At 63.9% G+C, this 26,627-nt stretch carries 25 protein-coding genes; 11 read left to right on the top strand and 14 right to left on the bottom strand.

Annotated elements, in window-relative coordinates; genetic code table 11:
• Positions 1 to 209: 209 nt before the first annotated feature.
• Positions 210 to 1,178: an SDR family NAD(P)-dependent oxidoreductase gene (locus tag BKX98_RS16150; protein WP_083587006.1), complete on the bottom strand. Its 969-nt coding sequence runs from the start codon at positions 1,176 to 1,178 to the stop codon at positions 210 to 212.
• 219 nt (positions 1,179 to 1,397) lie between these two features.
• On the opposite strand from BKX98_RS16150, the gene BKX98_RS16145 reads away from it, so the two are divergent.
• Positions 1,398 to 1,979: a DUF1992 domain-containing protein gene (locus BKX98_RS16145; protein WP_066141167.1), complete on the top strand. Its 582-nt coding sequence runs from the start codon at positions 1,398 to 1,400 to the stop codon at positions 1,977 to 1,979.
• Between the two features lie 61 nt (positions 1,980 to 2,040).
• Here BKX98_RS16145 and rpsN read toward each other — a convergent pair whose 3' ends face one another.
• From rpsN to BKX98_RS16105, 8 genes are all read right to left on the bottom strand, one after another.
• Complete coding sequence (gene rpsN / locus BKX98_RS16140; RefSeq protein WP_038990287.1) at positions 2,041 to 2,346, bottom strand: 30S ribosomal protein S14; 306 nt, start codon at positions 2,344 to 2,346, stop codon at positions 2,041 to 2,043.
• 3 nt (positions 2,347 to 2,349) lie between these two features.
• Complete coding sequence (gene rpmG, locus BKX98_RS16135; RefSeq protein WP_013349910.1) at positions 2,350 to 2,520, bottom strand: 50S ribosomal protein L33; 171 nt, start codon at positions 2,518 to 2,520, stop codon at positions 2,350 to 2,352.
• A 2-nt stretch (positions 2,521 to 2,522) separates the two neighbouring features.
• Positions 2,523 to 2,759: a 50S ribosomal protein L28 gene (gene rpmB / locus BKX98_RS16130; protein ID WP_013349911.1), complete on the bottom strand. Its 237-nt coding sequence runs from the start codon at positions 2,757 to 2,759 to the stop codon at positions 2,523 to 2,525.
• 329 nt (positions 2,760 to 3,088) lie between these two features.
• Positions 3,089 to 3,589: a MarR family winged helix-turn-helix transcriptional regulator gene (locus tag BKX98_RS16125; RefSeq protein WP_073708012.1), complete on the bottom strand. Its 501-nt coding sequence runs from the start codon at positions 3,587 to 3,589 to the stop codon at positions 3,089 to 3,091.
• Between the two features lie 341 nt (positions 3,590 to 3,930).
• Entirely contained in the window at positions 3,931 to 4,728 is a 798-nt protein-coding gene (locus BKX98_RS16120) for an ABC transporter permease (protein ID WP_038990285.1), read from the bottom strand.
• A 1-nt stretch (position 4,729) separates the two neighbouring features.
• Positions 4,730 to 5,653, bottom strand: coding sequence for an ABC transporter permease (locus BKX98_RS16115; RefSeq protein WP_073708011.1), 924 nt, complete (start codon positions 5,651 to 5,653; stop codon positions 4,730 to 4,732).
• Positions 5,650 to 6,783: an ABC transporter ATP-binding protein gene (locus BKX98_RS16110; RefSeq protein ID WP_073708010.1), complete on the bottom strand. Its 1,134-nt coding sequence runs from the start codon at positions 6,781 to 6,783 to the stop codon at positions 5,650 to 5,652. Before BKX98_RS16110 ends, BKX98_RS16115 begins: the two co-directional genes overlap by 4 nt.
• A 118-nt stretch (positions 6,784 to 6,901) precedes the next feature.
• Entirely contained in the window at positions 6,902 to 8,125 is a 1,224-nt protein-coding gene (locus tag BKX98_RS16105) for a PotD/PotF family extracellular solute-binding protein (protein ID WP_073708009.1), read from the bottom strand.
• 210 nt (positions 8,126 to 8,335) lie between these two features.
• Here BKX98_RS16105 and BKX98_RS16100 point away from each other — a divergent pair, with 210 nt between their 5' ends.
• From BKX98_RS16100 to BKX98_RS16085, 4 genes are all read left to right on the top strand, one after another.
• The gene (locus BKX98_RS16100) at positions 8,336 to 8,803 is read left to right on the top strand and encodes an Lrp/AsnC family transcriptional regulator (RefSeq protein WP_066141175.1); all 468 of its coding nucleotides are present in this window, start codon (positions 8,336 to 8,338) and stop codon (positions 8,801 to 8,803) included.
• The gene (locus BKX98_RS16095; protein ID WP_073708008.1) at positions 8,800 to 10,179 is read left to right on the top strand and encodes an aspartate aminotransferase family protein; all 1,380 of its coding nucleotides are present in this window, start codon (positions 8,800 to 8,802) and stop codon (positions 10,177 to 10,179) included. The genes BKX98_RS16100 and BKX98_RS16095 overlap by 4 nt, the downstream gene beginning before the upstream one ends.
• Before the next feature lie 157 nt (positions 10,180 to 10,336).
• Positions 10,337 to 11,395, top strand: a complete 1,059-nt coding sequence (locus BKX98_RS16090) for an ImmA/IrrE family metallo-endopeptidase (RefSeq protein WP_038990281.1) — start codon at positions 10,337 to 10,339, stop codon at positions 11,393 to 11,395.
• 80 nt (positions 11,396 to 11,475) lie between these two features.
• Complete coding sequence (locus tag BKX98_RS16085; protein ID WP_052253592.1) at positions 11,476 to 13,398, top strand: acyl-CoA dehydrogenase family protein; 1,923 nt, start codon at positions 11,476 to 11,478, stop codon at positions 13,396 to 13,398.
• Here BKX98_RS16085 and BKX98_RS16080 read toward each other — a convergent pair.
• A complete protein-coding gene (locus BKX98_RS16080) occupies positions 13,395 to 15,140 on the bottom strand; it encodes an HNH endonuclease signature motif containing protein (protein ID WP_073708007.1) in 1,746 nt (581 codons plus the stop codon). The two genes, BKX98_RS16085 and BKX98_RS16080, sit on opposite strands and share 4 nt — an antisense overlap.
• Before the next feature lie 62 nt (positions 15,141 to 15,202).
• Positions 15,203 to 16,729 carry a PucR family transcriptional regulator gene (locus tag BKX98_RS16075; protein ID WP_073708006.1) on the bottom strand — a complete coding sequence of 509 codons (1,527 nt, stop codon included), beginning with the start codon at positions 16,727 to 16,729 and terminating at the stop codon, positions 15,203 to 15,205.
• 111 nt (positions 16,730 to 16,840) lie between these two features.
• On the opposite strand from BKX98_RS16075, the gene BKX98_RS16070 reads away from it, so the two are divergent.
• From BKX98_RS16070 to BKX98_RS16050, 5 genes are all read left to right on the top strand, one after another.
• Positions 16,841 to 18,343, top strand: coding sequence for a CoA-acylating methylmalonate-semialdehyde dehydrogenase (locus tag BKX98_RS16070; RefSeq protein ID WP_073708005.1), 1,503 nt, complete (start codon positions 16,841 to 16,843; stop codon positions 18,341 to 18,343).
• Between the two features lie 5 nt (positions 18,344 to 18,348).
• Entirely contained in the window at positions 18,349 to 19,713 is a 1,365-nt protein-coding gene (locus tag BKX98_RS16065) for an aspartate aminotransferase family protein (RefSeq protein ID WP_073708004.1), read from the top strand.
• A gap of 60 nt (positions 19,714 to 19,773) precedes the next feature.
• Positions 19,774 to 21,132, top strand: coding sequence for an FAD-binding oxidoreductase (locus BKX98_RS16060; RefSeq protein ID WP_038990277.1), 1,359 nt, complete (start codon positions 19,774 to 19,776; stop codon positions 21,130 to 21,132).
• 38 nt (positions 21,133 to 21,170) lie between these two features.
• The gene (locus BKX98_RS16055) at positions 21,171 to 21,608 is read left to right on the top strand and encodes a hypothetical protein (RefSeq protein WP_073708003.1); all 438 of its coding nucleotides are present in this window, start codon (positions 21,171 to 21,173) and stop codon (positions 21,606 to 21,608) included.
• 92 nt (positions 21,609 to 21,700) lie between these two features.
• The gene (locus BKX98_RS16050; protein WP_066141200.1) at positions 21,701 to 22,177 is read left to right on the top strand and encodes an HtaA domain-containing protein; all 477 of its coding nucleotides are present in this window, start codon (positions 21,701 to 21,703) and stop codon (positions 22,175 to 22,177) included.
• Positions 22,178 to 22,269: 92 nt separating this feature from the next.
• Here the strand turns inward: BKX98_RS16050 and BKX98_RS16045 are convergent, their stop codons facing one another.
• The gene (locus BKX98_RS16045) at positions 22,270 to 23,085 is read right to left on the bottom strand and encodes a shikimate 5-dehydrogenase (protein ID WP_066141203.1); all 816 of its coding nucleotides are present in this window, start codon (positions 23,083 to 23,085) and stop codon (positions 22,270 to 22,272) included.
• Between the two features lie 141 nt (positions 23,086 to 23,226).
• On the opposite strand from BKX98_RS16045, the gene arr reads away from it, so the two are divergent.
• A complete protein-coding gene (gene arr / locus BKX98_RS16040) occupies positions 23,227 to 23,637 on the top strand; it encodes an NAD(+)--rifampin ADP-ribosyltransferase (RefSeq protein WP_073708002.1) in 411 nt (136 codons plus the stop codon).
• Between the two features lie 74 nt (positions 23,638 to 23,711).
• Here arr and BKX98_RS16035 read toward each other — a convergent pair whose 3' ends face one another.
• Positions 23,712 to 25,124 (bottom strand): aldehyde dehydrogenase family protein, encoded by a 1,413-nt coding sequence (locus BKX98_RS16035; RefSeq protein ID WP_066141206.1) that lies wholly within the window; start codon positions 25,122 to 25,124, stop codon positions 23,712 to 23,714.
• A 25-nt stretch (positions 25,125 to 25,149) separates the two neighbouring features.
• On the bottom strand, positions 25,150 to 26,580 hold the full coding sequence (locus BKX98_RS16030; RefSeq protein WP_073708001.1) for an APC family permease: 1,431 nt from the start codon (positions 26,578 to 26,580) through the stop codon (positions 25,150 to 25,152).
• Between the last annotated feature and the right edge of the window lie 47 nt (positions 26,581 to 26,627).

Genomic DNA, 26,627 nt, shown 5'->3' with positions numbered 1-26,627 from the left:
ACAGCAGCAACAAGTTCGCTACGGTTCATAGCCAATGTATGGTCCTCCTGGACTAGTGATCCAAGACCCTCTTCCGGGCCCGGGCGCCGCGCGGTCGCACGGACTTATCAAGAGTTGAACTTACCAGCTGGCGGCGACAAAAAGTGCATCATCATGCGGATTCTGCTGAATTTTTAGCCAAATCAAAGGTGTGAAAGTTCACCCGGGACCTACAGCGCGAACGGATCGAGGCCCTCATTTGCCTTCACGAACAGCTCCCAGGCTTTGCCTTGCAGCTCTTTGCCGCGGGTCGCTTTCGCCGGGCTGGCCAGTACCGTTGGGCCCTTCGTCAGGAATTTCGGCCCCAGGTAGCAGCCTCGTGGCGCGGCATCCAATTCAGGTGCCAAGGCCGCTTCGACCAAGGCCACCGCTCCTTCGTGTTTGCCCTGCGCGAAACCAGCCTGCAATTGGCCGATCAGCCGCTTGGCGTAGTCCGGCTCATTGATGCTGGGCACCTGCGGGGACAGCCCGGAGAGCGCATATCCCGGATGGATCGCCAGCGCACGAGCCGGCAGTTCCAGCTGGCGCAGCCGGTGGTCCAGGGCCAGGGTGAACGCCTGCACTGCCGCCTTGGACTGCACATAGGCGCGGTAGGGATGGTAATCGCGGGCCAAGGCCAGATTCTGCGGATCGGTGGCCAGCATACGTGTGGACATCGACCCCAGGCCGATGAACCGCATCGGCTGGCTGAAGCGGTCGGCGAGTTCGCCGGCCAATCGTGCGTGTCCGATGAAGTTGGTGCTCATAGTGAGCTCATAACCGAGCAGGCCCCCTTGGCGTTCCCGCGGCGCCCGGATGATCCCGGCGTTGGCGATCAGCGCGTCCAATGGCCGATTGCGCAGCTCTGCCGCCAGCCCCATGGCAGATTCAATGCGTGAGGAGTCGTACTGCATGAATTCGACACGGGCCTCCGGCACGCGCCGCCGGATCTGCCCCATCGCATGTTCTGCGCGGCTCTGGTTGCGGCAGGCAAGAATGACCTGAGCACCGGCCTGCGCCAAGCCGAGGCTGGCGAAGAAGCCGAGGCCGCTATTCGCGCCGGTCACTACGACGGTCTTGCCGTGACCCAGTGTCGCCCACCGCTTCCGGTTCGCGTAGATGTCGGCTGCGGGTTGCGGGTAGGGGGTCACTGGCTTCATGGTTACACGCTACTACAGGGCGGGCCCTCGAATGCCGGTGGGACATGGCAATTGAGCCAAACCCCCAGACACCTCGCAGCAGCACGTGGTGCCCATGATCTTCGGCGATCCACGCGGACCCGCGGGGATTGATTTTATTCGCCGAGCTCCTGCGTGGATTGCTCTGGAAAGCCTGCACGCGCATTGCCGGGTTCCAGCCCGCGGTGGGATCATTGGAAGATGGAGCATAACGAGGATGCCGCGCTGAATGCGGCCCGGTACAAGATGAAGCAGGACAGCGAGCCGCTGCCCGTGGATGAGTATGCGCAGGCCACCGGGATGGCTCCCGTTGAGAAGCAGAAGACTCCCCTGCAGCTGCATGCCGAGGACGAAGCCTGGGAGGTGGCCAACTCGGTGCTCGATGAGGCCTTCGCCCGCGGCGACTTCGACAATCTGGCTCTCGCCGGACAGAAGATCGACCACATCACCAGCAACGATGATCCCGACTGGTGGCTGAAGTCGATGATGCGCCGCGAGCAGCTCACCGGTCTAGGACCACCTGCGCTGACCTTGCGGGTTGAAGATGAGCAGATGGAGCAAACTCTGGACCGCTTGCCCACCGAGCGTGCCGTGCGGGAGCATATCGAGGATTTCAACGCCCGCATCATTGAGGCACGGCGCCAGCTGCTGGGCGGACCCCCGGTGATCACCGCGTTGCGCGATTCCACTGCCGAGGTGCTTGGCTGGCAACAGCGCCGCGCGGAGAAACCGTCGCCAGTGGAAGAGAGTGCACCGCCAAAACGCCGGTGGTGGAGGCGTTAAATGGCGAAGCCGCCCTCCCGAAACGGGAAGGCGGCTTGCTAAGTCAAAAGACTTGCAGGTCTTACCAGGAAGACTTGGTGATGCCCGGAAGCTCACCACGGTGTGCCATGTCGCGGAAGCGAACACGGGAGATGCCGAACTTCTGGAAGGTACCGCGTGGGCGACCGTCGATAGCGTCGCGGTTTCGGACGCGCACTGGGGACGCGTTGCGTGGAAGCTTCTGCAGGCCTACGCGTGCAGCTTCACGAGCTTCGTCGGTTGCGTTTGGATCAACCAGGGTCTTCTTCAGTTCGAGGCGCTTTGCAGCATAACGCTCGACAATGACCTTGCGCTGTTCGTTCTTTGCGATCTTGGACTTCTTGGCCATGTCTTAGCGCTCCTCTCGGAATTCTACGTGCTTGCGGACTACCGGGTCGTACTTCTTCATGACCATGCGGTCAGGGTTGTTACGACGGTTCTTACGGGTTACGTAAGTGAAACCGGTTCCAGCGGTGGACTTCAGCTTGATGATCGGACGTACGTCCTTATCCTTCTTTGCCATGTTTAGAGCTTCACACCCTTCGCAATCAGGTCAGCAATAACAGCGTCGATACCGCGAGCATCGATTACCTTGATGCCCTTGACCGACAGGGTCAGGGTCACCTTACGGCGCAGCGAAGGCACGTAGTAGGTCTTCTTCTGGATGTTCGGATCGAAACGACGCTTGTTGCGACGGTGCGAGTGGGAGATGCTATGTCCGAAGGCCGGAGTAGTACCGGTTACCTGGCAAACAGCTGCCATGATCACTCCTCAGTTAGTTAGTAGTAAAATTCGGCGGTACTCGCGCACAGTGCCCATACCTAAAATATCGACACGGCTTGATGCGTTATGAGTCCCGCCAACCAGTGAAACACCGTTAATACTGCACACTAGGAAGGTAACCAGGCTGGGTGAGAACCAACCGAAGAGCCTTAAAGTATGTAAGTCGGTGAACTTCGCAACCGGTCGAGCAATTTCCCCGTACTCAGTTGGCCACGATATTCGGTATTACGGGCAACGCGCAGTTGTTCTGCCGTTAGACGGCATAGCAACACACGCGATTAACGCCTGATTAGCTTATCGAGAATTTCTCAGTGTTCCAAATCGGAAGTCTCCGCGTTCAGGATCCAATTATCTGCATCAAGCGACGTCGTGATCTTGCGCGTGATCCGCGTAAGATCCTTAACATCCTTGTCATCGAGGGTATCGAAGAGCAGCCCGCGCACCGAAGCAACATGATGAGGTGCCATTTGCTGCACAGCTTCCCACCCTTCCTGCGTTAATGAGGCGATTTTCACACGGGCATCTTCTGGGGACTGCTCGCGGATCACCCAGCCGCGCTTCTCCAGCTTCTTCACCACATGCGACAGCCGCGACAGCGAGGCGCTGGTATGCGAGGCCAGTGTCGTCATCGTCAGCTGGTGGTCCTTGGCCTCGGAGAGCATAGCGAGCATGTGATAGTCGAAGAGCGTGATACCTTCCAGTCCCTGCAGATCGGAATCCAGGGCAGCCGGCAGCAAAGTCATGACTGCATGTAGTCCAAGCCAGGCGTCGCGTTCAGGCTGAGAGAGCCAAACTGGCTTATCGCTCATGAAGTTTCCAATCGTTTCGAGAACTGCAATTATCGGGTTGGGAATGTATCAAACAGTAGGGTACGTACTGTAAAGCTAAGTATTTACTATATGTCAGATGCCCATAATTCAGCTCTGTACCAACATTTCCATCCGCTAGCCATCCTAATGGGCTCTCGTCTCGGGCGCTTCCCGCTGGCACGCTTCCTGCGTTGAAGCGGAAGAACTGCCACCGGCCTAAGCGCTTGGCCCGGTCCGTACCAGGATCCTTAATGCCCTCATGAATTTGGCGGACCGGCACGCAGGGCATGCCAAAGGCCCGCGCTTCTGGAGCGCGGGCCATTGGCACGACCTCGGGGCAGCTAGGAATTTTCCAGCTGCTTCTTCTTGCGGTAGCTGATTACCTGCCCGATGACCACCACGAGCAGGGCGAGGATGAACATCGCCGAGCCAATGACATTCGCCTGGGCCGGAATGCCTCGGGTCGCTGCCACATAGATGAATTTCGGGAAGGTCTGGAAGGTGCCGGAGTTGAAGTTCGTGATGATGAAATCGTCGAAGCTCATCGCGAAGGACAACAGCGCGGCGGCCACGATGCCCGGCAGCAGCAGCGGGAAGGTGACCTTCCAGAAAGCCGTGCGCGGCGAGGCATAGAGATCGGCGGCCGCTTCCTCCAGTCGCGGGTCCAGCGAGGAAACCCGCGCCCTGACCGTGACGATCACGAAGGACATGCAGAACACGATGTGGGCGATCACGATGGTGGTGTAGCCCAGTTCCCAACCGAGGTTCAGGAACTGCGCCAGCAGCGACGCGCCGAGCACCACTTCCGGCGTCGCCAGCGGCAGGATGATCAGCACGTCGGTGAGCTTGCGGAAACGGAACTTATAGCGGACCAGGCCGATGGCGATCAGCGTGCCCAGGGCGGTGGCGACGATGGTGGCCACCGTGCCGACCTGCAGCGAGTGAACCAGCGACTCGCACACTGCCGGAGCGCCGCAGGGGTTCTGCCAATTCGACAGGGTGAAGCCGCGCCATTCCAGGTTGGTGCGGCCTGCATCGTTGAAGGAGAACACGAAGATGTAGGCGATCGGGACCAGGAGGTAGATGAAGGCCAGCCCGCCGACGGCGGGAATGAACCAGCGTCCGATTTTCTGCTTCATGCTACATCAGCTCCTCGGTGCCGAAGCGGCGGATATAGATCGTGACCAGGATCAGGATCGAGACCATCAGCACGAAGCTCAGGGCCGAGGCGCCCGGGTAATCAATGACCTTGAAGAACCTGGAGTCGATGACCTGGCCGATCATCGTCGTATTGCGGTTATTGCCCAGCAGGGCCGCGTTGACGTAGTCGCCGGCGGCCGGGATGAACGTCAGCAGGGTGCCGGCGAAGACGCCAGGGGCGCTCATTGGCAGGGTCACCTTGAAGAACGAGGTCATCGGGCTGGCATACAGGTCCCCCGAGGCTTCGAGCAGCCGGGTGTCCAGCCTGCCCAGGTTCGCGTAGATCGGCAGCACCATGAAGGGCAGGAAGTTATAGGTCAGGCCGGCAACCACCGCGATCGGCGTGGCGGTCAGGTGTCCGTCGGCCGGCAGGATCGCGAGGAACTTCAGTGTCTGCGCGATGAACCCCTCGTCGGCCAGGATCTGCTTCCAGGCCTGGGTGCGCAGGATGAAGCTGGAGAAGAACGGGGCGATCAGCAGCACCAGCAAGATGCCCTGCAGCAGCGATTTCTCGCGCAGGCGGACCGCCACCAGGTAGGCCATCGGGAAGCCGATGAGCAGGGCCAGCACGGTGGCGATCACCGCGAAGCCGAAGGAGCGCAGCAGCTCGGGCCAGTAGGCGGCGAGTACCGTGGCGTAGTTGCCGATTTCGAAGCCCGGCACGAACTCGCCGATTTCCGCGCCTTCGGGCTTCACATACAGGCTCATCGCCAGCAGCACGAGAACCGGAAGCGCGAAGAACAGGGCGAGCACCAGCATGCCAGGCGCTATCAGGTAGACGCCGGTGCGCCCCTTGCGCCGTTCCGCCCGGATCTCCTCGCGGCTGCGCAGGTCGGCGATCCCCTTCCTAGTCATCAGCGTCATGTCTGGTCCACCCCCGCGTCTTCATGCTCGGCGCCGGCCAAGCCGAAGGAGTGCTGCGCCTCCCAGGACAGGTGCACGGTGTCGCCCTCGGCGGCCGGCTGCTGGCCGCGGTTCTGCGCGAAGGTCCCGATGGTGCCGATCCCGTCCACCTCGACCAGGTATTCGGTGGTGGTGCCGGTGAAGGACACGTCGATCACGGTGCCTGTCAGGCGGTTCTCCCCCGCAAACCCCTCGCGCGAGATCGAGATCTTCTCCGGGCGCACGCCGACGACCACTTCGCCCGAAGTCTGCACCGCTCGGTCAGCCGGCAGCAGGATTCTCTGCCCATTGACCAGGACGCTGAGAATCCCTGCTTCCTGGCCCGTGACCGTGCCGCGCATCAGGTTGGACTTGCCCAGGAAGTTCGCGACGAACGCGGTCTTGGGCAGTTCGTACAATTCGCGCGGCGGACCCATCTGCTCGATCCGCCCGCCATTCATCACCGCGACCACGTCGGCCATGGTCATGGCCTCTTCCTGGTCGTGGGTGACGTGGATGAAGGTCAGGCCCACCTCGGTCTGGATGTTCTTCAGCTCCAGCTGCATCTGCCGGCGCAGCTTCATGTCCAGCGCTCCCAGCGGCTCATCGAGCAGCAGCACCTGCGGGCGGTTGACCAGCGCGCGGGCCAGGGCCACACGCTGCTGCTGGCCGCCGGAGAGCTGGATCGGCTTGCGGTTTGCAAGATGCCCCAGCTCCACCAGCTCCAGACCGGCCTTCGCCTTGTCCATAGCCTGCTTGTCCTTCTTGCGCTTGAGCCCGAAGGCCACGTTCTCCAGCACGCTCATGTGCGGGAACAGCGCATAGGACTGGAACACGGTATTCACCGGACGCTGGTGGCTGGCCAACCCGGTCACGTCCTGCCCGCCGATCGAAATGCTGCCCTCGCTGGGAGCTTCCAGGCCGGCGATCATGCGCAGGGTGGTCGACTTGCCGCAGCCCGACGGACCGAGCAGGGCGAAGAAGGTGCCCGATGGAACCACCAGCTCGAGCTCCTTGACCGCCACGAAGCTGGAAAAGCGCTTGGTGATGCCCGACAGGTGCAGGTCCGCACCGGTGGCAGTGGTTTCAGTACGCGGTGCCAAGATTGTCATGCCCCTATCACTTCCTGGAACTGGTTCTGGTCAACGGTTGGCGCCGAACGGCGAGGCGCCTGGACTGCGCCTCTGCGCGTGCAGATCTCGGCTCGTTGTCTCATGGAATTCCCCGCTTCTAGGCGCCGATGGCACTCTGGAATTCAGAGTTCAACGTGGTCTCTTCATCCGCCTCCAGCGAGCGGAAGACGTGCGCCTTGGCCAGATCGGCGTCGGTCGGGAAGATCAGCGGGTTGCTGACCAGTTCCGGGTCGATCTTCTCCATTTCTTCCTTGGCGCCGACCACCGGGCAGATGTAGTTCACGTAGGCTGCGACCTCCGCGGCCACGGCCGGGTCATAGTAGAAGTCCATGAGCTTCTCGGCGTTGGCCTTGCGCGGCGAAGCGACCGGAACCATCAGGTTGTCGCTCCACAGGGTGCCGCCTGCTTCGGGGAGCACGAACTCCCACTGGTCGTCGTTCTCGAAGTTCATCTGCACGATGTCCCCGGACCAGACAATGCCGGCGATCGCATCGCCGGAAACGAAGTCCTCCTTGTAGGAGTTGCCCTTGACCTGGCGGATCTGGCCGTTGTCGATGTTCTCGCGCAGCACGTCGGTCGCGGCGCCGAATTCGCTTTCACCCCACTGGCCGGCGATGTCCACGCCGTTCTGCATCATCAGCAGGCCGATGGTGTCGCGCATTTCGTCGAGCACGGTGACACGGCCCTTGAGCTTCGGATCCCAGAGGTCCTCGACGGACTTCAGGCCCTTCGGGAACGCCTTTTTGTTCCAGGCGATGCCGGCATATCCGGACTGCCAGGTCAGCGAGTGCTTGCGCCCCGGGTCGAAGTCGACTTCCTTCAGACTCGGCAGCAGGTTGGCGGAGTTGGGGATGTTCGCCAGGTCCAGTTCCTGGACGTAGCCCTGGCGGATGATGCGCCCGGCCATCCAGTCGGTCAGCGTGACGATGTCCTGGCCGATGTCCTGCCCGGCCTTGAGCTGGCCCTGCACCTTGCCGTAGTAGGTGTCGTTGCCGTCGATGTCCTCGCGGTAGTTCACCGCGATGCCGGTCTTCTTGGTGAAGGCATCGAGGGTCGGATAGGTCTTCTTCTCATCGTCGTAATCCAGGTACAGGGTCCAGTTGGCCCAGTTGACCGTCGGATCGGTTTCGGAAATGTCCTTGATCGACGGGGCTGCTTGCGTGCTGCTGCCACCGGTGCCGCAGGCCGCGAGCAGCCCGGTCAGGCCCAGGGCGCCGGCGGCGGAAAGCACCGAGCGGCGGGAGTAGCTGCGCTGGCTCATGGCCTGGACGAGTGCGCGGATCTGCGGGTCTTGCGGAAGTCGGCGTTGCGAGTGCGACATGGCTGGAGTCCTAACGACGAATGTGATCGGCCACACATGAGAGTGTTGACGTTCATCCTGCCAGCAATGCGCAGGTGCAACAAGACCTGAACGCAAGTTTCCTTGTAAAAATTGCGTTACGAAAACTGAAATCTTTTGAAAATACCTCTTTCGCAACTGATTCAGTGAAGGTAGGGTCTGTGGAAAGTCCCTTAGACCTAGGAGGTCGATATGACGCTGCCCTCGCATACCGCGCAGGCCATTGATGAAATTTCCAAGGAGATCATCGAGCAGCTGCAGGAGGATGGCCGGCGCTCCTATGCCGCCATCGGCAAGGCAGTCGGCCTGAGCGAAGCGGCTGTACGCCAGCGCGTGCAGAAGCTGGTCGAGAGCCGCGTCGTGCAAATCGTCGCAGTCACCAATCCGCTGGAATTGGGCTTCACCCGCCAGGCCATGATCGGCATCGTCGCCGCCAATGACATCAGCGGCACCGCCGACCGGATCGCCGAATTGCCGGAGGTCGACTACTGCGTGGTCACTGCCGGCAGCTCGGACATCCTCGCCGAGGTCATCTGCTCGAACGATGAAGACCTGCTGCGCGTGATCGGAACGATCCGCGGGCTCGAAGGCGTGGTCAGCACCAATACGTACACCTACCTTTCACTCAAAAAACAGGAATACAACTGGGGAACACGATGAACACACCACGTGGTACCGATCGCCAGCAGGCCGCTCGCGATCACCTATGGATGCATATGGCCCGGCACTCCGGAATTTCCAACGGTGCGCAGGTGCCGATCATCTCGCGCGGCGAGGGGCACAAGATCTACGACGATGCCGGTCGCGAATACTTCGACGGCCTGGCAGGGCTGTTCGTGGTCAACGCCGGGCACGGCCGCGCCGAACTGGCCGAGGCCATGGCCAAGCAGGCCGAGAAGCTGGCCTTCATGCCATTGTGGTCCTACGCCCATGAGCCGGCGATCGACCTGGCCGAACGCCTGGCCAGCTATGCGCCGGGCGACCTGAACCGCGTCTTCTTCACCACCGGCGGCGGCGAAGCTGTCGAATCCGCCTTCAAGCTGGCCAAGCAGCATTTCAAGATGAAGGGCAAGCCGGGCAAGACCAAGGTCATTTCCCGCGCCCTGGCCTACCACGGCACCCCGCAAGGCGCGTTGGCCATCACCTCGCTGCCGGATATGAAGACCCCGTTCGAACCGCTGGTGCCCGGCACCTTCCGCGTGCCGAACACGAACTTCTACCGCGCCCCGGAGATGTTCGCCGACAACGAGAAGGACTTCGGGCTGTGGGCCGCAGAGCGTATCCGCGAAGCCATCGAGTTCGAAGGCCCCGACACCGTGGCAGCGGTGTTCCTGGAACCGGTGCAGAACTCCGGTGGCTGCTTCCCGCCGCCTCCTGGATACTTCGACCGGGTGCGCGAAATCTGCGACGAGCACGACGTGCTGCTGGTCTCCGATGAGACCATCTGCGCCTTCGGCCGCATCGGCTCCATGTTCGCCTGCAATGACTTCGGCTACGTCCCGGACATCATCACCTCGGCCAAGGCGCTGACCAGCGGCTATGCCCCGCTGGGCGTAATGGTCGTTTCCGACAAGCTGTTCGAGCCGTTCACCAAGGGCGACACCACGTTCTACCACGGCTACACCTTCGGCGGGCATCCGGTGGCCGCAGCGGTGGCGATGGCGAATCTGGACATCTTCGAACGCGAGGGCCTGAACGAGAACGTCAAGAACAATGCCGACGCGTTCAAGTCCACGCTCTCCAAGCTCACCGACCTGGATATCGTCGGCGATGTGCGCGGTGCCGGGTACTTCTACGGAATCGAGCTGGTCAAGGACAAGGCGACCAAGGAAACCTTCAACGACGCCGAGTCCGAACGCCTGCTGCGCGGGTACCTGACTCCGGCACTATGGGAGGCCGGACTGTACTGCCGCGCCGACGACCGCGGCGACCCGGTCATCCAACTGGCTCCGCCGATCACCATCGGGCAGCCGGAGTTCGACCAGATCGAATCCATCCTGCGCACCGTGCTGCAGGAAGCGGCCAGCAGGATCTAGGTGCGACAAGGCCCGCAGATATCGCCTGCGGGCCTTTTGCACTAGTCAGAGCGTGTTACTTCACGAAGCTACGCCCAATTGGTACTTTGTGGCATAGGCCACTAGTCTGAGGTCATTAGACGATTAAGATCGCCTTTTGGAAGATTGCAGGAACCTCATGACTTTGGAACCGACCAGAATCAGGCTGGCACGCGAACGTGCGGCGCTGAGCCGGTCCGCCTTGGCCGCCTCGCTGGGCATTTGCGAGCGCGAACTAGCTCGTGCTCCCGAGGATCTTTCCCTTGCGCTGGCCGATGCGCTGGACTGCGCGCCGCAGTACTTCCGGCTTCCCGCCACCCGGGGCATCGACACCGAACGGATCTTCTTCCGCTCCCCTCGCCGCACCAGCACCGCGCAGAAGGTGGCAGCCGCCGCCCTGGGCCGCAACGGCGTGGAGCTCTACCACCTGATCACGCGGAACTTCCGGCTCCCGCAAACCGAGATCCCCGAGCTGTGCGGCTTCACCCCGGAAGATGCGGCAGCGCAGCTGCGCACCGAATGGGATCTGGGCTGCGGCGCGCTGCCCGATCTGCTGCACCTGCTCGAATCCCACGGGGTGCGGGTGCTGAGCCTGCCTGCCTCGCTGGACGCGGTCAAGACCTTCAGCTTCTGGGAAGACGGACAGGCCTTCATCTTCCTGGCCGCCGGCAGCCGCAATGCGCAACGCCTGGACATGGCCCACGAGCTGGGGCATCTGCTGATGCACTCCTCGCTGGGCGAGAACCGCGAGCAGATGGCCACCGCCGAGCGCGAGGCCGATGAATTCGCCGCACGCCTGCTGCTGCCCTCCTTGTCCCTGCAGGTCAGGGTTTCGGACTCGCTGCAGATCCCGCAGCTGCTGGTTCTCGAAGAGCACTTCGGGGCACCTGCCACGGCGATCCTGGCCCACGCCCGGGCCTGCGGCCTGCTGGGCGACGGCACCTACCGCTGGCTGTCCCAGGAGCTGGCTCTGGAACCGGCCGCAGGGCACCAGCAACTCGTCTCCCGGGTGTTTTCGCTGGTCTTCCCCTCGCTGCAGCTCGATCATCGGGCCAGCACCGCACGGATCGCCCGCGAATTGGGGCAGACCGCAGCGCAGATCCATGAGCTCACCTTCGGGCAGGCCTACGTGGTGCTCGACGGCGGGAACCTGCATCAAGCCGGCGAGGGAATCCGCGGCCACCTGCGCGCGCTCTAGCAACCCCGCGGATTCGGGGCTACGCTGGTGCCACCAGGCGATGGCGCCGCGGCCGATCGCCGAGCCAAAAGGGGATCGCCATGCAAGCCAACGCCGACACGTCCCGGCAAATCGCCGAGGAATCCCGCGAGCAGTTCAACCGCCCCAGCTTCGCCAAGGGCCTGTACATGGGGGCAGTGGACTTCTCGCTGATCGAACCGCTGCCGGGAGCCGTGCACCCGGAACGCGGCCAGGCCTTCCTGCCGCAGCTCGAAGCGGTGCTCGATTCCATCGACCCGGAACGCATCGAAGCCGAGGCACGCATCCCCGATGAGTACATTGCCCAGCTGCGCCGCATCGGCGCCTTCGGCATGAAGATCCCGATTGAATACGGCGGGCTGGGGCTGAGCCTGCTGGACTACGGCCGGGCACTCATGCGGGTCGGCGTGGTGTGCCCCGCGCTCGGCGCGCTGCTTTCGGCCCATCAGTCCATTGGCGTCCCCGAGCCGGTGAAGTCCTTCGGCACCGAGGAGCAAAAACGCGAATACCTGCCGCGCTGCGCGGCCGGAGCAATCAGCGCCTTCCTGCTCACCGAGAATGATGTCGGTTCGGACCCTGCCCGGTTGGGCACCACGGCCCGGCTCAGCGACGACGGCACCCACTATCTCCTGGACGGCGCAAAGCTGTGGACCACCAACGGGGTGGTCGCCGAGCTGCTGGTGGTGATGGCCGCGGTGCAGCCGCACGAGGCCGCGGGTGAAGAGCCGGCGGGCCGCGGAGGAATCACCGCCTTCATCGTCGAGGCTGATACCGAGGGCATCGTCGTGGAGAACCGCAACCAGTTCATGGGCCTGCGCGGCATCGAGAACGGGGTGACACGCTTCCGCGAGGTGCGCGTCCCGGTGGCCAACCGGCTGGGCAAGGAAGGCTCGGGACTGAAGATCGCGCTGAGCACCTTGAATACCGGGCGCCTGTCCATTCCGGCGATGTGCGCCGGGGCCGGCAAATGGTCCACGAAGATTGCCCGCGAATGGTCCGCGGCGCGAGTGCAGTGGGGCAAGCCGGTCGGCAAGCACCAGGCCGTCGCCGGCAAGCTCGCCTACATTGCTGCCAGCAGCTATGCGCTGGAAGCGGTTTTCGAGGTTTCGGCCCGGCTGGCCGATGCCGGCACGAAGGATATCCGCATCGAAGCGGCCCTGGCCAAGCTCTGGGCTTCGGAGGTCGCGTGCACGATCGCCGATGAGCTGTTGCAGATCCGTGGCGGCCGCGGCTTCGAGACCGCCCGGTCCCAAGCGGCGCGCGGCGAGCGGGCGGTGCCGGTGGAGCAGCTGTTGCGCGATCTGCGGATCAACCGCATCTTCGAGGGCTCCACCGAAATCATGCACCTGCTGATTGCCCGCGAGGCGGTGGATACCCACCTGCAGGCCGCGGGAGACCTGGCTCGTGCCGGGGCGAGCATGGAGGAAAAGGCTCGGGCCGCGGCATCCGCGTCGGGATTCTATGCCCGCTGGCTGCCCAAGCTCGCCGTGGGCGCAGGCTCGGTGCCGACGTCCTATTCCGGGCATGGCCCCTTGGCGAAGCATCTGCGCTATGTGGAACGGACCTCGCGCCGGCTCGCTCGGCAGACGTTCGCCGGCATGGCACGCTGGCAGGCAGGCATGGAAAAGCAGCAGGTTTTCCTCGGCCATATCGTGGATATCGGCGCGGAGCTGTTCGCCATGTCCGCCGTGATTGCCAAGACCACCGCGCTGCCGCAGTCTCCTGCTGCACAGCGCGACTCGGCGCAGCGCCTTGCTCTGGCCTTCTGCGAGCAAGCTGCGCAACGCTGCGAGATGCACTTCGAGAAGCTCTGGAACAACACGACGCATTCCGACGGGCAGCTCGCCGCCGACCTGCTGGACGGCAAGTTCCAGTGGCTGGAAGAAGGGGTCCGCGATGCCTCTGAAGGCACCGGTGTCTGGATCGCCCAGTGGTCCGATGAGGTTGGCGAGGATGTGCGCTGGCCGTATGGGAAGGAGTCTTAAGGCTCGGCGATTTCGACGTCCAGCAATCCCGCACGCCACCGCGCAGTGGTCTCCTCCGCCAACGCCTCAGCCTCCAACGCCTCGGCCGGCGTCATGAAATACGTGTTGACGCGCAATTTCTGCTCTGGATCCAACTCCGGCGGCAGCAGCACCATCGGCCGGCTGCCAGGGATTTTCACCGCTTGGAACAACCCGCAATGCCTGGCCGTATGGTGAATCAAGCAATTCAACACCGCAGACTTGATATCGGTCCGTCCGCCCTTCTCCCACGGATCCAGATGATCCGCTTCGCATCGTTGTGCAGGCATGCTGCACCCAGGATACGAACACCCCCGATAGGCTGCCCGCAAAGCACGCACTTGCGCCTTGGAGAACAGCCGCTGGGTCCGTCCCAGATCCAACGGCAGGCTCTTGCCGTTGAGCACCACCGGGAGAATTCCCGCAGTGCACAATGCAGTCCTGGCCTCGCCCGGGGAGAGCAGGATCCCCGAGGAAGTCACCGCGAAATCCTCCATTTTCCGTTGCAGCTTCTCCCAATCCAGAATGATGCTCACCTGCGAGCTGGCCAGCCCGGCCTGCTGGTCCGGCGGGCTGCCATTCGGTTTCCGTTCGCTCATCAGCAAAGCCATGAAACCGACAAGCCGCCGCCGCTCGGGTTTCAGATCTTCCCATTCACCGCTTGCCGGCTCCGGTTCGGAACTATCACCTTCTGGTTGGTGCTCCTCGTCTTCGCCTTCTGGCCGATGATCGTCCGCTTGGGAATGGGGATCCTCTGCGTCTGGATTGAGTCCTTCTTCTGGCGGGTCATCCTCGACGTCCTCGTCACCGGGTCTGTCTTTCGCCCAGTCGGGCTTGCTGCCCTCATCATCCCAGCCACTGGTTTCCTCACCGGTGAACTGGGCATCCACGTCCTTCAAGCCCTGCCGGTTGCCGGCAACCGTGGAAGGATTATCCAGATTCGCGAAATACGCATCGATGTATGCGGATTGCGAGGGAAGAACACGGAAGAGGTATTCCACCAGGCCTTTGCGCATGCCTCGCTTGAAGATCCCGATCCCGTCCAGCAGGGCCTTGAGCGGGCGCTTGCCGGCCTTGACCTGCGCGACCAGGTCGTTGATGTGCTTGCGCGCCGACTTCGGCTCCGACCGCAGGAACGCCGCGGACTCGGCCTGCAGCTGCTGCTTCTTCACTTCGGCCGCATTGCCTTCGCCCAGGTCCTTGCGCACCGAATGCAGCTTCATCGCCGCCGAGGCAACCAGCCGCGGATCGATGTTCGGGTCCTGGAACTGGGCGGCGAGCTCGGGCAGCCACGGAGCAGTTGGTTGCCCTGCTTCGTCTACGCCGCCGAGCAGGCAGTCGGCCTGCACCAGCCGGGCGGCCGCGGTGCTGCGCGGGATATCCAGCCAGCCGGTCATCAGCCCTTTGGCATCCTTGAAATGCGTGCGCCCGGTGGTGGTGCGCCCCTTCGCCTCGTCGATTTCCTCGATGCTGGGGTCGGGTCCGAGGTCGGTGATGGCCTGGAAGGATTCCTGGTCGAGCTTGTGGGCGCCGGTGCTGCGCAGTGCGGCAGCCGCGTGGACCTGGGTGCGGGTGAGTTCCTGGGCCAAGTCTTCGGTGAGCAGCGCGAAATAGGCGGCGTGGCCTGCGGTGAGACCCGCGTGGGCCAGGCGCCGGGTCGCTGAAGCGGCCAACGCTTTGGCGTTGGCCAGGTCCTTCAGTGCTTGCGCGATGTCTGTGCTCATGGAAACCAGCTTGCGCCCGAAACGCCATGCCGCTGGTACGCCGGGGCGGAATGTGGAAAACCTCAGCCGTGCATGCGGTACCAGAGCAGCGCGACCTGCAGCGAGGCCCGGGATTCGGCGGAGTCCAGCTGCACCCCCAACTTTGCTTCGAGCTTGGCCAGCCGGGAATACAGGGTCGGCCGCGAAAGGTAGCCGGCCTTGGCCAGTGCGGTCTTGTTCCCGCCGTGGGCCAGGTAGAGATCGAGCAGGTCGAGTCCCTGGTGATCGACCGGGTTGAGCAGGCCGGCGAGCTCGGCTTGCGCGAAGGAACGCATCCGCGGGTCGCCGCCCATGGCCGAAAGCACCCCGCGCAGGCGCAGGTCGGCGAAGCGGTAATAGGGCTGGGCGCGGGTGGGCAGGTGCGGGACGATCTGCGCGACGTGCGCGGCCTCTTCCAGACCGGCGATGCTGGTGGCCAGCGTGCCTTCGGGGCCCACGCCGATGGCCACCGGGGCGGTGAGCTGCTCGGCCAGCCGCCGGGTGAAGCCCTGCAGGGTGGAGTCCACCAGTTCGCGGGCGCGCAGCGGCAGGATCAGCCCCAGATACCCGGGCTTGAGCGAGCCGGCCAGGATGCCCAGGTGCAGGGCGTCGGCGAGCTGGTCGAGCACTTCGAGCAGGGCGCGGTCGGCCAGCTGGGTTTCGGTGGGCGTGCCGGATCCGGCCAGCGAGATGACCACCGGGACGTAGTAGGGGGCGGCGGCCAGGCCCAGGGCCTGGGTGCGGATGGCGATGTCCTTGTCGCTGTAGCTGTGCCCCGACTGCAGTTCGTGCAGCGTGGAGGTTCGGGCCTGGTAGAGCAGTTCGCGCTGGTCGCGGCCGGAAAGCCGGGCGATGGTCAGCGCCTGGCCGGCACGTTCCAGGACCAGGGCGGCGCGGTCGTCGTCATCCAGCACGGCCGGGACGATCAGCCGGCCCCACCGGCTGCGCACCGCCCCGACCGGGGTCTGCAGCCAGTTCTCGGCGCCGGTGGCGCGCCCGGTGTGCTCCAGGTAGCCGACGAAACGGGAGCGGGTGATCCAGTCTTCCAGTTGCGCGCCGGACTCGGCGAGCACATGGTGGCGGACATCTTCGAGCACCACGGGGGCCGAGAGCAGCTGCGCGGTGCGGGCCACGATCTGCGCCTCGTCGGCCTCGGTCAGCGAGAGCCCGGTGTAGATTTCGTGCACCGTGCGGGAGAACTGCACGGCCTCGAGCTGCTCGGCCACGAGCTTCTGGTGGATGACCTCGGTGATCGACACGAAACGGGTGGTGGTGCGCAGGGCGATGACCGGCAGGCCCAGGTCGGCGACATCCAGCTCGGCGCCCGACAAGTCCTCGATGATCACCCCGACCGCTCCGGCCTCGCGCAGCGCGGTGATGAAGGCGCGCACATCGCTCACGTTGCGCAGGGTGGTGAGGATCAGCTCGCGGCCCAGCAACAGGTCGATGTTCTCGGTGGATTCGGTGACGTGCACCCAGCGCAGCTGCGCGTCCATCCCGGCGGCGCAGAGCACCTGGGGGTCGGCGGCCTGCACCACCGGCAGGTGCAGCACGTCGTTCACCGTCAGCATTTTTTACACTCCGTCATCGATAGTGCTTAAATCATGACACAGTGATGGTGTTGCCCCTCACATCCATGACCCATGATGAATGCAGGCACCCAACTTCGAAAGGCCGATACGATGACCGCAACGCTGACCGACACCTTGCAGCACTGGATCAACAACGCCAGCTACTCCGCCGATGACCGCACCGGCAAGGTCTACAACCCCGCCACCGGCGAGGTCTCCCGCCACGTGGCGCTGGCCTCCAAGGCCACCACCGAGCACGCGATTGCCGCCGCCGCGGCAGCCTTCCCGGGCTGGCGCGACACCTCGCTGGCCCGCCGCACCGCGATCATGTTCAACTTCCGCCAGCTGCTGGCCGAGCGCAAGGGCGAGCTGGCGGCGATCATCACCGCCGAGCACGGCAAGGTGCTGGATGACGCGCTGGGCGAGGTGGCCCGCGGCCTGGAGGTCGTCGAGCTGTGCTGCAACGCCCCCTACCTGCTCAAGGGCGAGTTCTCGCAGAACGCCTCCACCGGCATCGACGTGCAGTCCCTGCGCCAGCCGGTGGGCGTCTCGGCCATCATCTCCCCCTTCAACTTCCCGGCCATGGTGCCGCTGTGGTTCTTCCCGGTAGCCATCGCCGCCGGCAACACCGTGGTGCTCAAGCCATCGGAGAAGGACCCGTCGGCCGCCAACTGGCTGGCCGAGCTGTTCACCGAGGCCGGTCTGCCCGAGGGCGTGCTGAACGTGGTGCACGGCGACAAGGAAGCGGTGGACACGCTGCTGACCGATCCGCGGGTGAACTCGGTGTCCTTCGTGGGCTCCACCCCGATCGCGCAGTACGTCTACTCCACCGGCACCGTCCACAACAAGCGGGTGCAGGCCTTCGGCGGCGCGAAGAACCACATGCTGGTGCTGCCGGATGCCGACCTGGACCTGGCCGCCGACATGGCGGTGAATGCGGGCTTCGGCGCGGCCGGCGAGCGCTGCATGGCGATCTCCGTGGTCGTCGCGCTCGACACCATCGCCGATGAGCTGGTCGCCAAGATCGCCGAACGCGCCAAGACGCTGCGCGTGGGCGATGGCACCCGCGGCTGCGACATGGGCCCGCTGATCACCGGCGAGCACAAGGCGAAGGTGGCCGGCTACATCGATGCGGGCATTGCCGCCGGCGCCGAGCTGGTGCTCGATGGCCGCACCGGCATGGTGGACGCCGATGGCGAGGGCTTCTTCCTGCACCCGACGATGTTCGACAAGGTCGGCACGGACATGTCCATCTACACCGAGGAGATCTTCGGCCCGGTGCTTTCGGTGGTCCGCGTGGACAGCTTCAACGAGGGCATCGAGCTGATCAACTCCTCGCCGTACGGCAACGGCACCGCGATCTTCACCAATGACGGCGGCGCGGCCCGCCGCTTCGAGGACGAGATCCAGGTGGGCATGGTCGGGGTCAACGTGCCGATCCCGGTCCCCGTGGGCTACCACTCCTTCGGCGGCTGGAAGGCCTCGCTGTTCGGCGACCAGCACGCCTACGGCCCGGAGGGCTTCAAGTTCTTCACCCGCAACAAGGTGATCACCAAGCGCTGGCTGGATCCAAGCCACGGCGGCATCAACCTCGGCTTCCCGCAGAACGACTAGGAACCATGACTACCGAAATCAGCGACATCACCAGCGACCAGATCGCTGCAGGCCAGCGCGCCTACGAGCTGGACCGCGAGCACGTCTTCCACTCCTGGCAGGCCCAGGGCCCGTTCACCCCGATGACGATCCTCAAGACCGAGGGCTCGTACGTGTGGGACGGGGAGGGCAACAAGCTCATCGACCTCTCCAGCCAGCTGGTGAACACGAACATCGGCCACCAGCACCCGAAGGTCATCGCAGCGATCCAGGAGCAGGCGGGCAGGATCGCCACGATCGCCCCGCAGCATGTGAACGTCGCGCGCTCCGAGGCGGCCAGGCTGATCGCCCAGCACACCCCGGGGCAGCTGGACAAGATCTTCTTCACCAACGGCGGGGCGGATGCGGTGGAGCATGCGGTGCGCATGGCGCGGCTGCACACCGGCAGGCACAAGGTGCTCTCCGCGTACCGCTCATACCACGGCGGCACCCACCTGGCGGTGAACATCACCGGCGACCCGCGGCGCTTCGCCTCGGACCATGGCGCGGACGGCATCGTGCACTTCTTCCCGGCCTACCCGTACCGCTCCTACTTCGGGTCGGCAACGGAGGCCGAGGAGACCGAGCGCGCGCTGAAGCACCTGGAAGACACGATCATCCTGGAGGGCCCGTCGAACATCGCCGCGCTGATCCTGGAGTCCATCCCGGGCACCGCAGGCATCTACCTGCCGCCTACCGGCTACATGGCCGGGGTGCGTGAGCTGACCCGCAAGTACGGCATCGTGCACATCGCCGACGAGGTCATGGCCGGTTTCGGCCGCTCGGGCGAATGGTTCGCGGTCAACCACTGGGACATCGTCCCGGATCTGCTCACCTTCGCCAAGGGCGTGAACTCCGGCTATGTGCCGCTGGGCGGGGTGGCGATCAGCCCGGAAATCTTCGAGACCTTCCGCGAGCGGGCCTACCCGGGCGGGCTGACCTACTCGGGCCACCCGCTGGCCTGCGCGGCCGCGGTCGCCACCATCACCGTGATGGAGGATGAGGGCATGGTGGAAAACGCCAAGCGCCTGGGAGAAGAGATCATCGGGCCGCGCCTGGCGCAGTTCGCCGCCGAGCATCCTTCCGTGGGCGAAGTGCGCGGAACCGGCGTGTTCTGGGCGATCGAACTGGTGAAGAACCGGGAGACCCGCGAGCCGCTGGCCGCCTACGGAGGCAGCAGCCCGGAGATGAATCAGGTGGTTGCCGCCGCGAAGGCCGCAGGGCTGCTGCCCTTCGCGAACTTCAACCGGCTGCACGTGGTGCCTGCGATGAACATCGAGGACTCGGTGCTCATCGAGGCGCTGGATCGCCTCGAGCAGGCCCTGGACGTCGCCGACACGTTCGTTCAATAGCACCTGACTGGCAGGACAGCACAGCTGTCCTGCCAGTTGCGCATTAACAAGGAGATCGAGATGACCACCCTCGCAACGAGTCCCGTGCTTGACGCCCATCCCCGGGCCTCGATCGATGAGCAGGATCGCAGGCAGGCCAGCGTGGACCGCTCGGGCTATGTGCCCGAAACCTATGCCGACGGGGTGATCTTCGCGCAGGACATCGACGATGTGGTGCTCGCGATGAAGCTCGCCCATGAGCATGGGGCCATAATCGTGCCGCGCGGGGCAGGTACCGGGCTGGCGGCAGGTTCCAGCGCGCAGGCTGGGCAGATCGTGCTCGATCTGTCCCGGATGGACAAGATCCTTCAGATTGATCCGGTGGAAGCCACCGCAGTGGTTCAGCCCGGGGTGATCAATGCGGCGGTGAACCATGCGGCCGGCGAGCATGGGCTGTTCTATGCACCAGATCCGGCCAGCACCGCGATCTGCTCCATCGGCGGGAATATCGCCACCAACGCCGGGGGCATGTGGTGCGCCAAGTACGGGGTGACCCGCGAGTCGGTGCTCAGCTTGCTGGTGGTGCTGCCCGACGGGCAGCTGCTGCGCACCGGGCGGCGGACCATCAAGGGCGTGGCCGGCTACGACATGAATGCGCTGATGATCGGTTCGGAAGGCACGCTGGGCATCGTGGTCGAGGCGCTGCTGCGGCTGCGTCCCAAGCCCAAGCACACCTCCACCCTGGTCGCCTATTTCCCCGATGAAAATGCCGCGGCAAAGGCCGCCTCGGCGGTGATCGCCGAACGGCTGACTCCCTCGGTGCTGGAGCTGATGTGCGGCAAGACCTTGAAGGCGGTGGATGCGGCGCTGGGAACGGATCACCAGTCGCGCGGCGGCGCCTTGCTGCTCGCGCAGACCGATGGCTACGGCGCGCACCTGGAAATGCAGGCGCTGCAGGAGGCGATTGCCCCGCTGGCCGGGCATATCGAGATTGCCCGCGATGAGGCACAAGCCCAGGCGCTCATCGAAGCGAGGCGCCAGGCCATCCCGAGCATGGAGCTGCTGGGCACCGCCTCGATCTGCGATATCGGCGTGCCGCGGCACCGCTTGGCCGAGGCGTTCGCCGGCCTGCAGCGCATCGAGGACGAGCGCGGAGTTTCGATCTTCACCATTGCCCATGCCGCCGACGGCAACCTGCATCCGATCATCGTGGTGCCCGAAGGACAGTCGATCACCAGTGGCGCGCCGAAAGCCGCGCTGGGCGACATGTTCCACCTTGCCCAGTTGCTGGGCGGCACGCTGACCGGCGAGCACGGCATCGGCCTGCTCAAGCAGGATTGGCTGGCCGAGGAGCTGGGCGAGACCTCGCTGGCATTGCAACGGCGGCTGCGCGCGGTGTTCGATCCGCAGGGCATCTTGAACCCGGGGAAGGCGATCTGACTCTGGAAGTCAGGCGCTGACGTGGGTAGGGTAAGTACATGGATGAGTATCTACCAGTAGCCTTCGGCCTTCCGCTCATGTCCGTGGCGCTGTCCGTGGTCCTCCTGCTGATCGCGGTACCCTTGGCTGTTCACGCGCTGATCCGCCGCAGGGCGTTCGCCGGCCTGCGTGACGGGGAGCAGACCTATGCCCGGCGCTCGTCCATCCGCACCGAGTTCATTTCAGCCGGACTTGCAGCAGTCGCGACAGCCGTCTTCCTGGTCTTGGGGATCACCGGCTACAGCACCGCGATGAGCAATCTCGAAGCGAACATCCACAAGGAATACTCGCCGACCGAGCTGGATATCAAGTACTGGAACGGGTCGTGGGCCACTGCGGACATCACCCTCCCCGATGGCACCAGCTACGAGGACGCCCAGATCTCCATGCAGGCCGAATACCGCCCGCTCGTCGAGCCCAAGATGACGAAGGATTAGCTGGCAGAGAACTGCGAACCCGGATCTGACTTCAGTGTGAAATACTGGCCACAGCATTTATTCACGCCAGTATCCTGTGGAGGGAAAAGACCATGATCGGAAGTGGCGCGCCAGCAGGCGATCCGTTCCAGCCGCATCTTGAATGGGGCCTGAAGGCTTCGTTCGTGAGCTACATTTCTTCCCTCGCCGACGGACGCATCGAGGCCGCCAACGGGGTGTGGCAGGCAGGCAACGCGTTGGCGTTCCCAGTCTCCCCCGCTACCGAGGTTCCGGAGAATGAAATCTGGTTCAACGGCCGTGTTTCCTTCTCCGGGCACGGAGGCATGATGAAGCTGGATCTCATTGAGCCGCGCATCGTGAACCACGATGACCGCATCACCCTCACCATTGACGAGGCCGGCGAGCGCGTAGCCATTGCCGAGCTTACCGAAACCAGCGTTTCGAACGCTTTTGGCTTGGTCAAGACCCGTTTCTCGGCGGTGCTCACCGAGGCTGGCTCGAAGCTGTTCAACGGCCAATATCCTGCCGGACAGCAGATGGAAGAAGTTGAGGTTGTGCTGCGCGGTTAGCAGCTGACCAGCAGTGAAGGCCCGGCGCGCAAGTGCCGGGCCTTCACTGTGTTGGGTTGCCGCGCCAGCCAAGTGGCTGGTCACCCCCTGATTCAGGATTCGCGCGAGAACTCCGACGCGCGCATAACTTGTTCTTCGGTCAGCGGGTGCCCGGTGTACTTCTCGAACTGCGCCGCAGCTTGCAGCGCGATGACCTCGGCTCCGGTGATGACCTGCTTGCCAGCGTCTCGTGCGTTACGTATCAGCGGCGTTTCGCTGGGGAAGGCGACCACGTCGAAGATGCTTTGTGCCGAAGCAATATGCTCAGCGGTGAACGACAGCGTTTCGGCATTCTCCCCATCCATGCCCAATGGAGTGACGTTGACCAGGATCTGGTGGCCTGGAACTGGATCTGCCGAGGCGTGGCGGTAGCCGTACTTGTCGGCCAGCGCTTTGCCTGCGTGCGCATTGCGTGCCAGCACCGTCACGTCGCTGAATCCGGCCTCGCGGAAAGCGGCAACCACTGCCTTGGCCATGCCGCCGGAACCGCGCACCAGGACGCTGCTGCGCGCATTCAATCCATGGCGGTCAATCAGGGCGGCGATCGCTTCGAAGTCGGTATTCGATGCCACGAGCCGGCCATCGTGATTCACAATCGTGTTGACCGAATCGATGGCAGCTGCAGAAGGCTCGATTTCGTCTACCAGTTCCATGACTTCCTCCTTGAACGGCATCGAGACCGAGCAGCCGCGAATGCCCAGGGCACGTACCCCGGCGATTGCTCCTGGCAGGTCCTCGGTGGAGAAGGCCTTGTAGATGAAGTTCAGGCCGAGCTCGTCATACAGGTAGTTGTGGAAACGCGTCCCGATATTCGATGGACGCCCGGAGAGCGAAATGCAGAGGGACATGTCTTTGTTCAAAATGGGCACGCGGGGATCTCCAGTGGTGGTGGCCGGTTCACCTCCAATATACGTGCACTGACTGGTGCATCCCGCAAAGCCGCAACGGCAATCAGGGCACGCTTGGGTTGCTCTTTCGCTCTGCCAGTGCATCGGCTAAGCTCAGTGCGCATGATCCAGGATCTTGACCAAGGACCTTTTTTCCACGGCACCAAGGCAGCATTGCGCCCCGGGGATCTGCTATCTCCCGGTTTCCCCTCGAACTATCGGCCCGAAGTCATCATGAACCACATCTACTTCACCGCATTAGCCGATGGCGCAGGATTGGCAGCCGAAATCGCTGCATTGGACGGCACTGCGCACGTGTATGAGGTGGAGCCGACCGGGCCATTTGAAAATGACCCGAATGTCACGGATAAGAAATTTCCAGGCAATCCCACCCGGTCCTACCGCAGTGCGCATCCGGTCCGTGTCATCCGTGAGGTCCATGGCTGGACGCGCTTGTCGCCCGAAGCGTTGCAGGACTGGCGTGAACGCATCGCACGGCTCACGAATGATCCAACAGCCGAGATCATCAATTAGCCAGTGCATGGGCGGTGCCCGATGCCTGATCGGCACCGGGCACCGCCCATGGACGTTGGATCGGCTGGCCTATATCAGCCCTTGATGATCTGCGGCTGGGCCAGCGACTTCAAGCCGTCCAGGCCGAATTCCAGGCCATAGCCGGACTGCTTGGCGCCGCCAAACGGAATACGCGGATCAATGGTGCCGTGGGAGTTGATCCATACGGTGCCCGCCTGGATCTGCGCGGCAACTTCCAGTGCCTGCTCGCGGTTGCTGCTCCACACCGAGGCGCCGAGGCCTACTTCCAGGGCGTTGGCATGCTTGATCGCTTCGGCGGTGTCCTTGACCTTGATGATCGGCAGGGCCGGGCCGAACTGCTCCTCGACCACGAGGCGGTTGGACGGGTCGATGTCGGCAATCAGCGTGGTCGGGTAGAAGTAGCCGGCGGCGTTCTCGTCCGGGTTGGCACCGAGCAGCACCTTCGCCCCGGAATCCACGGCGTCCTTGACCAGCGAAGCGACGATGTCGTACTGGGCCTTGTTCTGCAGCGGGCCGAGCACGTTGTTCTCATCGAGGCCCACACCCATCGGCATCTTCGCGGCGACATTGGCCAGCGCGTCGCAAACCGCATCGTAGATCGATTCCGGCACGTACAGGCGCTTGAGCGCAGCGCAGGTCTGGCCGGTGTTGATGAAGGCACCCCAGAACAGGTCTTCGGCAATGGCCTGCGGGTCGGCGTCTTCCAGCACGATGCCGGCGTCGTTGCCGCCCAGTTCCATGGTCAGGCGCTTCACGGTATCGGCCGAGGAGCGGATGATGGCCTTGCCGGTAGGAGTGGAACCGGTGAACATGATCTTGGCGATGTCCGGATGGCCCGAGAGCTTTTCGCCAACCTCGCGTCCGCCGGCGACGATGTTCAGCACGTCGGCCGGCAGCACTTCGTTGAGCACATGGACCAGCGCGAGGACCGAGAGCGGGGTGTATTCGCTGGGCTTCATCACCACGGTGTTGCCCATGCGCAGGCTCGGGGCCAGCTGCCAGATGGAGATCATCATTGGCCAGTTCCACGGGCCGATGGCGCCGACGACGCCCAGTGCGCGGTAGTGCTTGGCGGCGTAGGTTTCGCCGTCGTCCACGACGACTTCCGGCTCGACCTCATAGGCGGTGGCGGCGCGCAGCCAGGCGGCTGCTCCGCCGACCTCGAAGCGGGCGTTCGGGCCGTTCAGCGGCTTGCCCTGCTCGCGGGAGAGCAGTTCGGCCAGTGCCTCGGCATTGGCTTCGATATTGTCGGCCGCGGCGTTCAGCAGGCGCTTGCGCTCCTCATGGCCCAGGGCATCCCATGCCGGTTGGGCGGCCTTTGCCGCGGCGACCGCGGCGTCGAGGTCCGCGGCGCTTTGCTCGGCGACACGGCCAACCAGTTCACCGGTTGCCGGGTCCAGGATTTCGGTGCCACCGGTTGCCGGCTGGATCGCGTCCAGCAGTTCTTGGGCGTTTGCGTAAGCCATCTTTGAGCTCCTTGGTTCTAGGTGGTTAGCTGACGGGAAGTTCATCGGCCATGGGCGCACGCCGTGTCGACGAGCGGACGACCAGTGCCAGTACCCAGGCGATGACGCCGGGCAGGATCACGATGCCTTGCAGGACATAACCGAGCATTCCCGGTTCTTCCATGCCAAGCAAGATGTCGAAGTTGATGACGATTTGCGCGAAGACGTAGGCCAGCGCAATGCCGGAGACGAGCGGGGCGATCACCCGGGTGGCCAGGGATTCAGAGGATTGCTTGCGCTTGAAGTATCCGATGACGGCAAAGGAGGTCAGCGCCATCAGCAGCACCAGGCCATAGGCCGCCGAGTTGGTCATCCAGGTGAACATCGTGAACACGACGTACATCGGGTCCTTGCCTTGCGAGATCACCGCGAAGATGGCGATGACAACCAGGCCGAGGGTTGACTGCGCCAGCGAGCCGGCCACCGGCGCGTGGGTGGTGCGCGAGGTGATGGCAAGGAACTTCGGCAGGGCCCCGCCGCGGCCCATGGCGTAGAAGTAGCGGGCAATGACGTTGTGGAAGGCCAGCAGCGCGGCGAACAAACTGGTGATGAACAGGATGTTGGCCAAATCGACGAACCATGCTGGGGCGTTGGCGCCGAAGAAAGCGAAGATCAGGTCAGGTCCGAGTTCCGCCGAAGCGCCGATGACGTTCGAGGCGCCTTCGCCGACTGCTACGGCGAAGGCCGAGAACGCGTAGAAGCAGGCGATGATGACGACCGCGATCATCGTGGCGCGCCGGGCGGTGCGCGCCGGATCCTTCACCTCCTCGTTGTAGATGGTTCCGGATTCGAAGCCCATGAACGCGGCGATGGTGAAGGCCATGACCGCGCCCATGCCCGGCGCCACAGCGTCGGCCACGTTGAAGGATGCGGCCGGCTGCGGCGCCTCGGGAGCGAAGGCGAAAGCCATGATGTTGTAGATGATGACGACGAGGAATTCAGCGGCGACGACGATGCCCAGCACCTTGACCGAGAAGTCGACCCGGTTCATGCCGAGGAAGCCGACCACTGCCCAGGCCACCAGCGCCATGGCCCACCACGGGATGGCGGTGCCGAAGGAGGCGTTGGCGAAGGATGCGGCGGCGAACCCGAACATTCCGTAGATGCCGATCTGCATGAGGTTGTAGCTGACCAGCGCGACCATCGCTGCGCCGACGCCCGCTGCTCCGCCCAGGCCTTGGGCAATGTAGGCGTAGAACGCTCCGGCATTCGGTATGTAGCGGCTCATCGCGGTGTAGCCGATGCTGAAGACCAGCAGTATGGCACCGATGATGAGGAAGGACAGCGGCACCGATTCCATGCCGGTCACCGCGTAGTTGGTCGTCACGCCGCCAGCCACGGCGGTGAGCGGTGCGCTGGCGGCAATGATCATCACGACCAGAGCCGGCACCGTGAGCGTGCGTTGTTCGAGTCCCATTCGATCCCCCATTATCCGAGTTCTTGGATATCAGCATCCCGGAGTCC

The organism is Glutamicibacter sp. 0426 (genome assembly GCF_001906485.1).
GTDB lineage: Bacteria > Actinomycetota > Actinomycetes > Actinomycetales > Micrococcaceae > Glutamicibacter > Glutamicibacter nicotianae.
This window is presented reverse-complemented; position numbering and strand designations above follow the sequence as displayed.

Bases quoted from the DNA above. Each gene is read 5' to 3' on its own strand.
- BKX98_RS16150 (WP_083587006.1), bottom strand. From the start codon at position 1,178: ATGAAGCCAGTGACCCCCTACCCGCAACCCGCAGCCGACATCTACGCG.
- BKX98_RS16145 (WP_066141167.1), top strand. From the start codon at position 1,398: ATGGAGCATAACGAGGATGCCGCGCTGAATGCGGCCCGGTACAAGATG.
- rpsN (WP_038990287.1), bottom strand. From the start codon at position 2,346: ATGGCCAAGAAGTCCAAGATCGCAAAGAACGAACAGCGCAAGGTCATT.
- rpmG (WP_013349910.1), bottom strand. From the start codon at position 2,520: ATGGCAAAGAAGGATAAGGACGTACGTCCGATCATCAAGCTGAAGTCC.
- rpmB (WP_013349911.1), bottom strand. From the start codon at position 2,759: ATGGCAGCTGTTTGCCAGGTAACCGGTACTACTCCGGCCTTCGGACAT.
- BKX98_RS16125 (WP_073708012.1), bottom strand. From the start codon at position 3,589: ATGAGCGATAAGCCAGTTTGGCTCTCTCAGCCTGAACGCGACGCCTGG.
- BKX98_RS16120 (WP_038990285.1), bottom strand. From the start codon at position 4,728: ATGAAGCAGAAAATCGGACGCTGGTTCATTCCCGCCGTCGGCGGGCTG.
- BKX98_RS16115 (WP_073708011.1), bottom strand. From the start codon at position 5,653: ATGACGCTGATGACTAGGAAGGGGATCGCCGACCTGCGCAGCCGCGAG.
- BKX98_RS16110 (WP_073708010.1), bottom strand. From the start codon at position 6,783: ATGACAATCTTGGCACCGCGTACTGAAACCACTGCCACCGGTGCGGAC.
- BKX98_RS16105 (WP_073708009.1), bottom strand. From the start codon at position 8,125: ATGTCGCACTCGCAACGCCGACTTCCGCAAGACCCGCAGATCCGCGCA.
- BKX98_RS16100 (WP_066141175.1), top strand. From the start codon at position 8,336: ATGACGCTGCCCTCGCATACCGCGCAGGCCATTGATGAAATTTCCAAG.
- BKX98_RS16095 (WP_073708008.1), top strand. From the start codon at position 8,800: ATGAACACACCACGTGGTACCGATCGCCAGCAGGCCGCTCGCGATCAC.
- BKX98_RS16090 (WP_038990281.1), top strand. From the start codon at position 10,337: ATGACTTTGGAACCGACCAGAATCAGGCTGGCACGCGAACGTGCGGCG.
- BKX98_RS16085 (WP_052253592.1), top strand. From the start codon at position 11,476: ATGCAAGCCAACGCCGACACGTCCCGGCAAATCGCCGAGGAATCCCGC.
- BKX98_RS16080 (WP_073708007.1), bottom strand. From the start codon at position 15,140: ATGAGCACAGACATCGCGCAAGCACTGAAGGACCTGGCCAACGCCAAA.
- BKX98_RS16075 (WP_073708006.1), bottom strand. From the start codon at position 16,729: ATGCTGACGGTGAACGACGTGCTGCACCTGCCGGTGGTGCAGGCCGCC.
- BKX98_RS16070 (WP_073708005.1), top strand. From the start codon at position 16,841: ATGACCGCAACGCTGACCGACACCTTGCAGCACTGGATCAACAACGCC.
- BKX98_RS16065 (WP_073708004.1), top strand. From the start codon at position 18,349: ATGACTACCGAAATCAGCGACATCACCAGCGACCAGATCGCTGCAGGC.
- BKX98_RS16060 (WP_038990277.1), top strand. From the start codon at position 19,774: ATGACCACCCTCGCAACGAGTCCCGTGCTTGACGCCCATCCCCGGGCC.
- BKX98_RS16055 (WP_073708003.1), top strand. From the start codon at position 21,171: ATGGATGAGTATCTACCAGTAGCCTTCGGCCTTCCGCTCATGTCCGTG.
- BKX98_RS16050 (WP_066141200.1), top strand. From the start codon at position 21,701: ATGATCGGAAGTGGCGCGCCAGCAGGCGATCCGTTCCAGCCGCATCTT.
- arr (WP_073708002.1), top strand. From the start codon at position 23,227: ATGATCCAGGATCTTGACCAAGGACCTTTTTTCCACGGCACCAAGGCA.
- BKX98_RS16035 (WP_066141206.1), bottom strand. From the start codon at position 25,124: ATGGCTTACGCAAACGCCCAAGAACTGCTGGACGCGATCCAGCCGGCA.
- BKX98_RS16030 (WP_073708001.1), bottom strand. From the start codon at position 26,580: ATGGGACTCGAACAACGCACGCTCACGGTGCCGGCTCTGGTCGTGATG.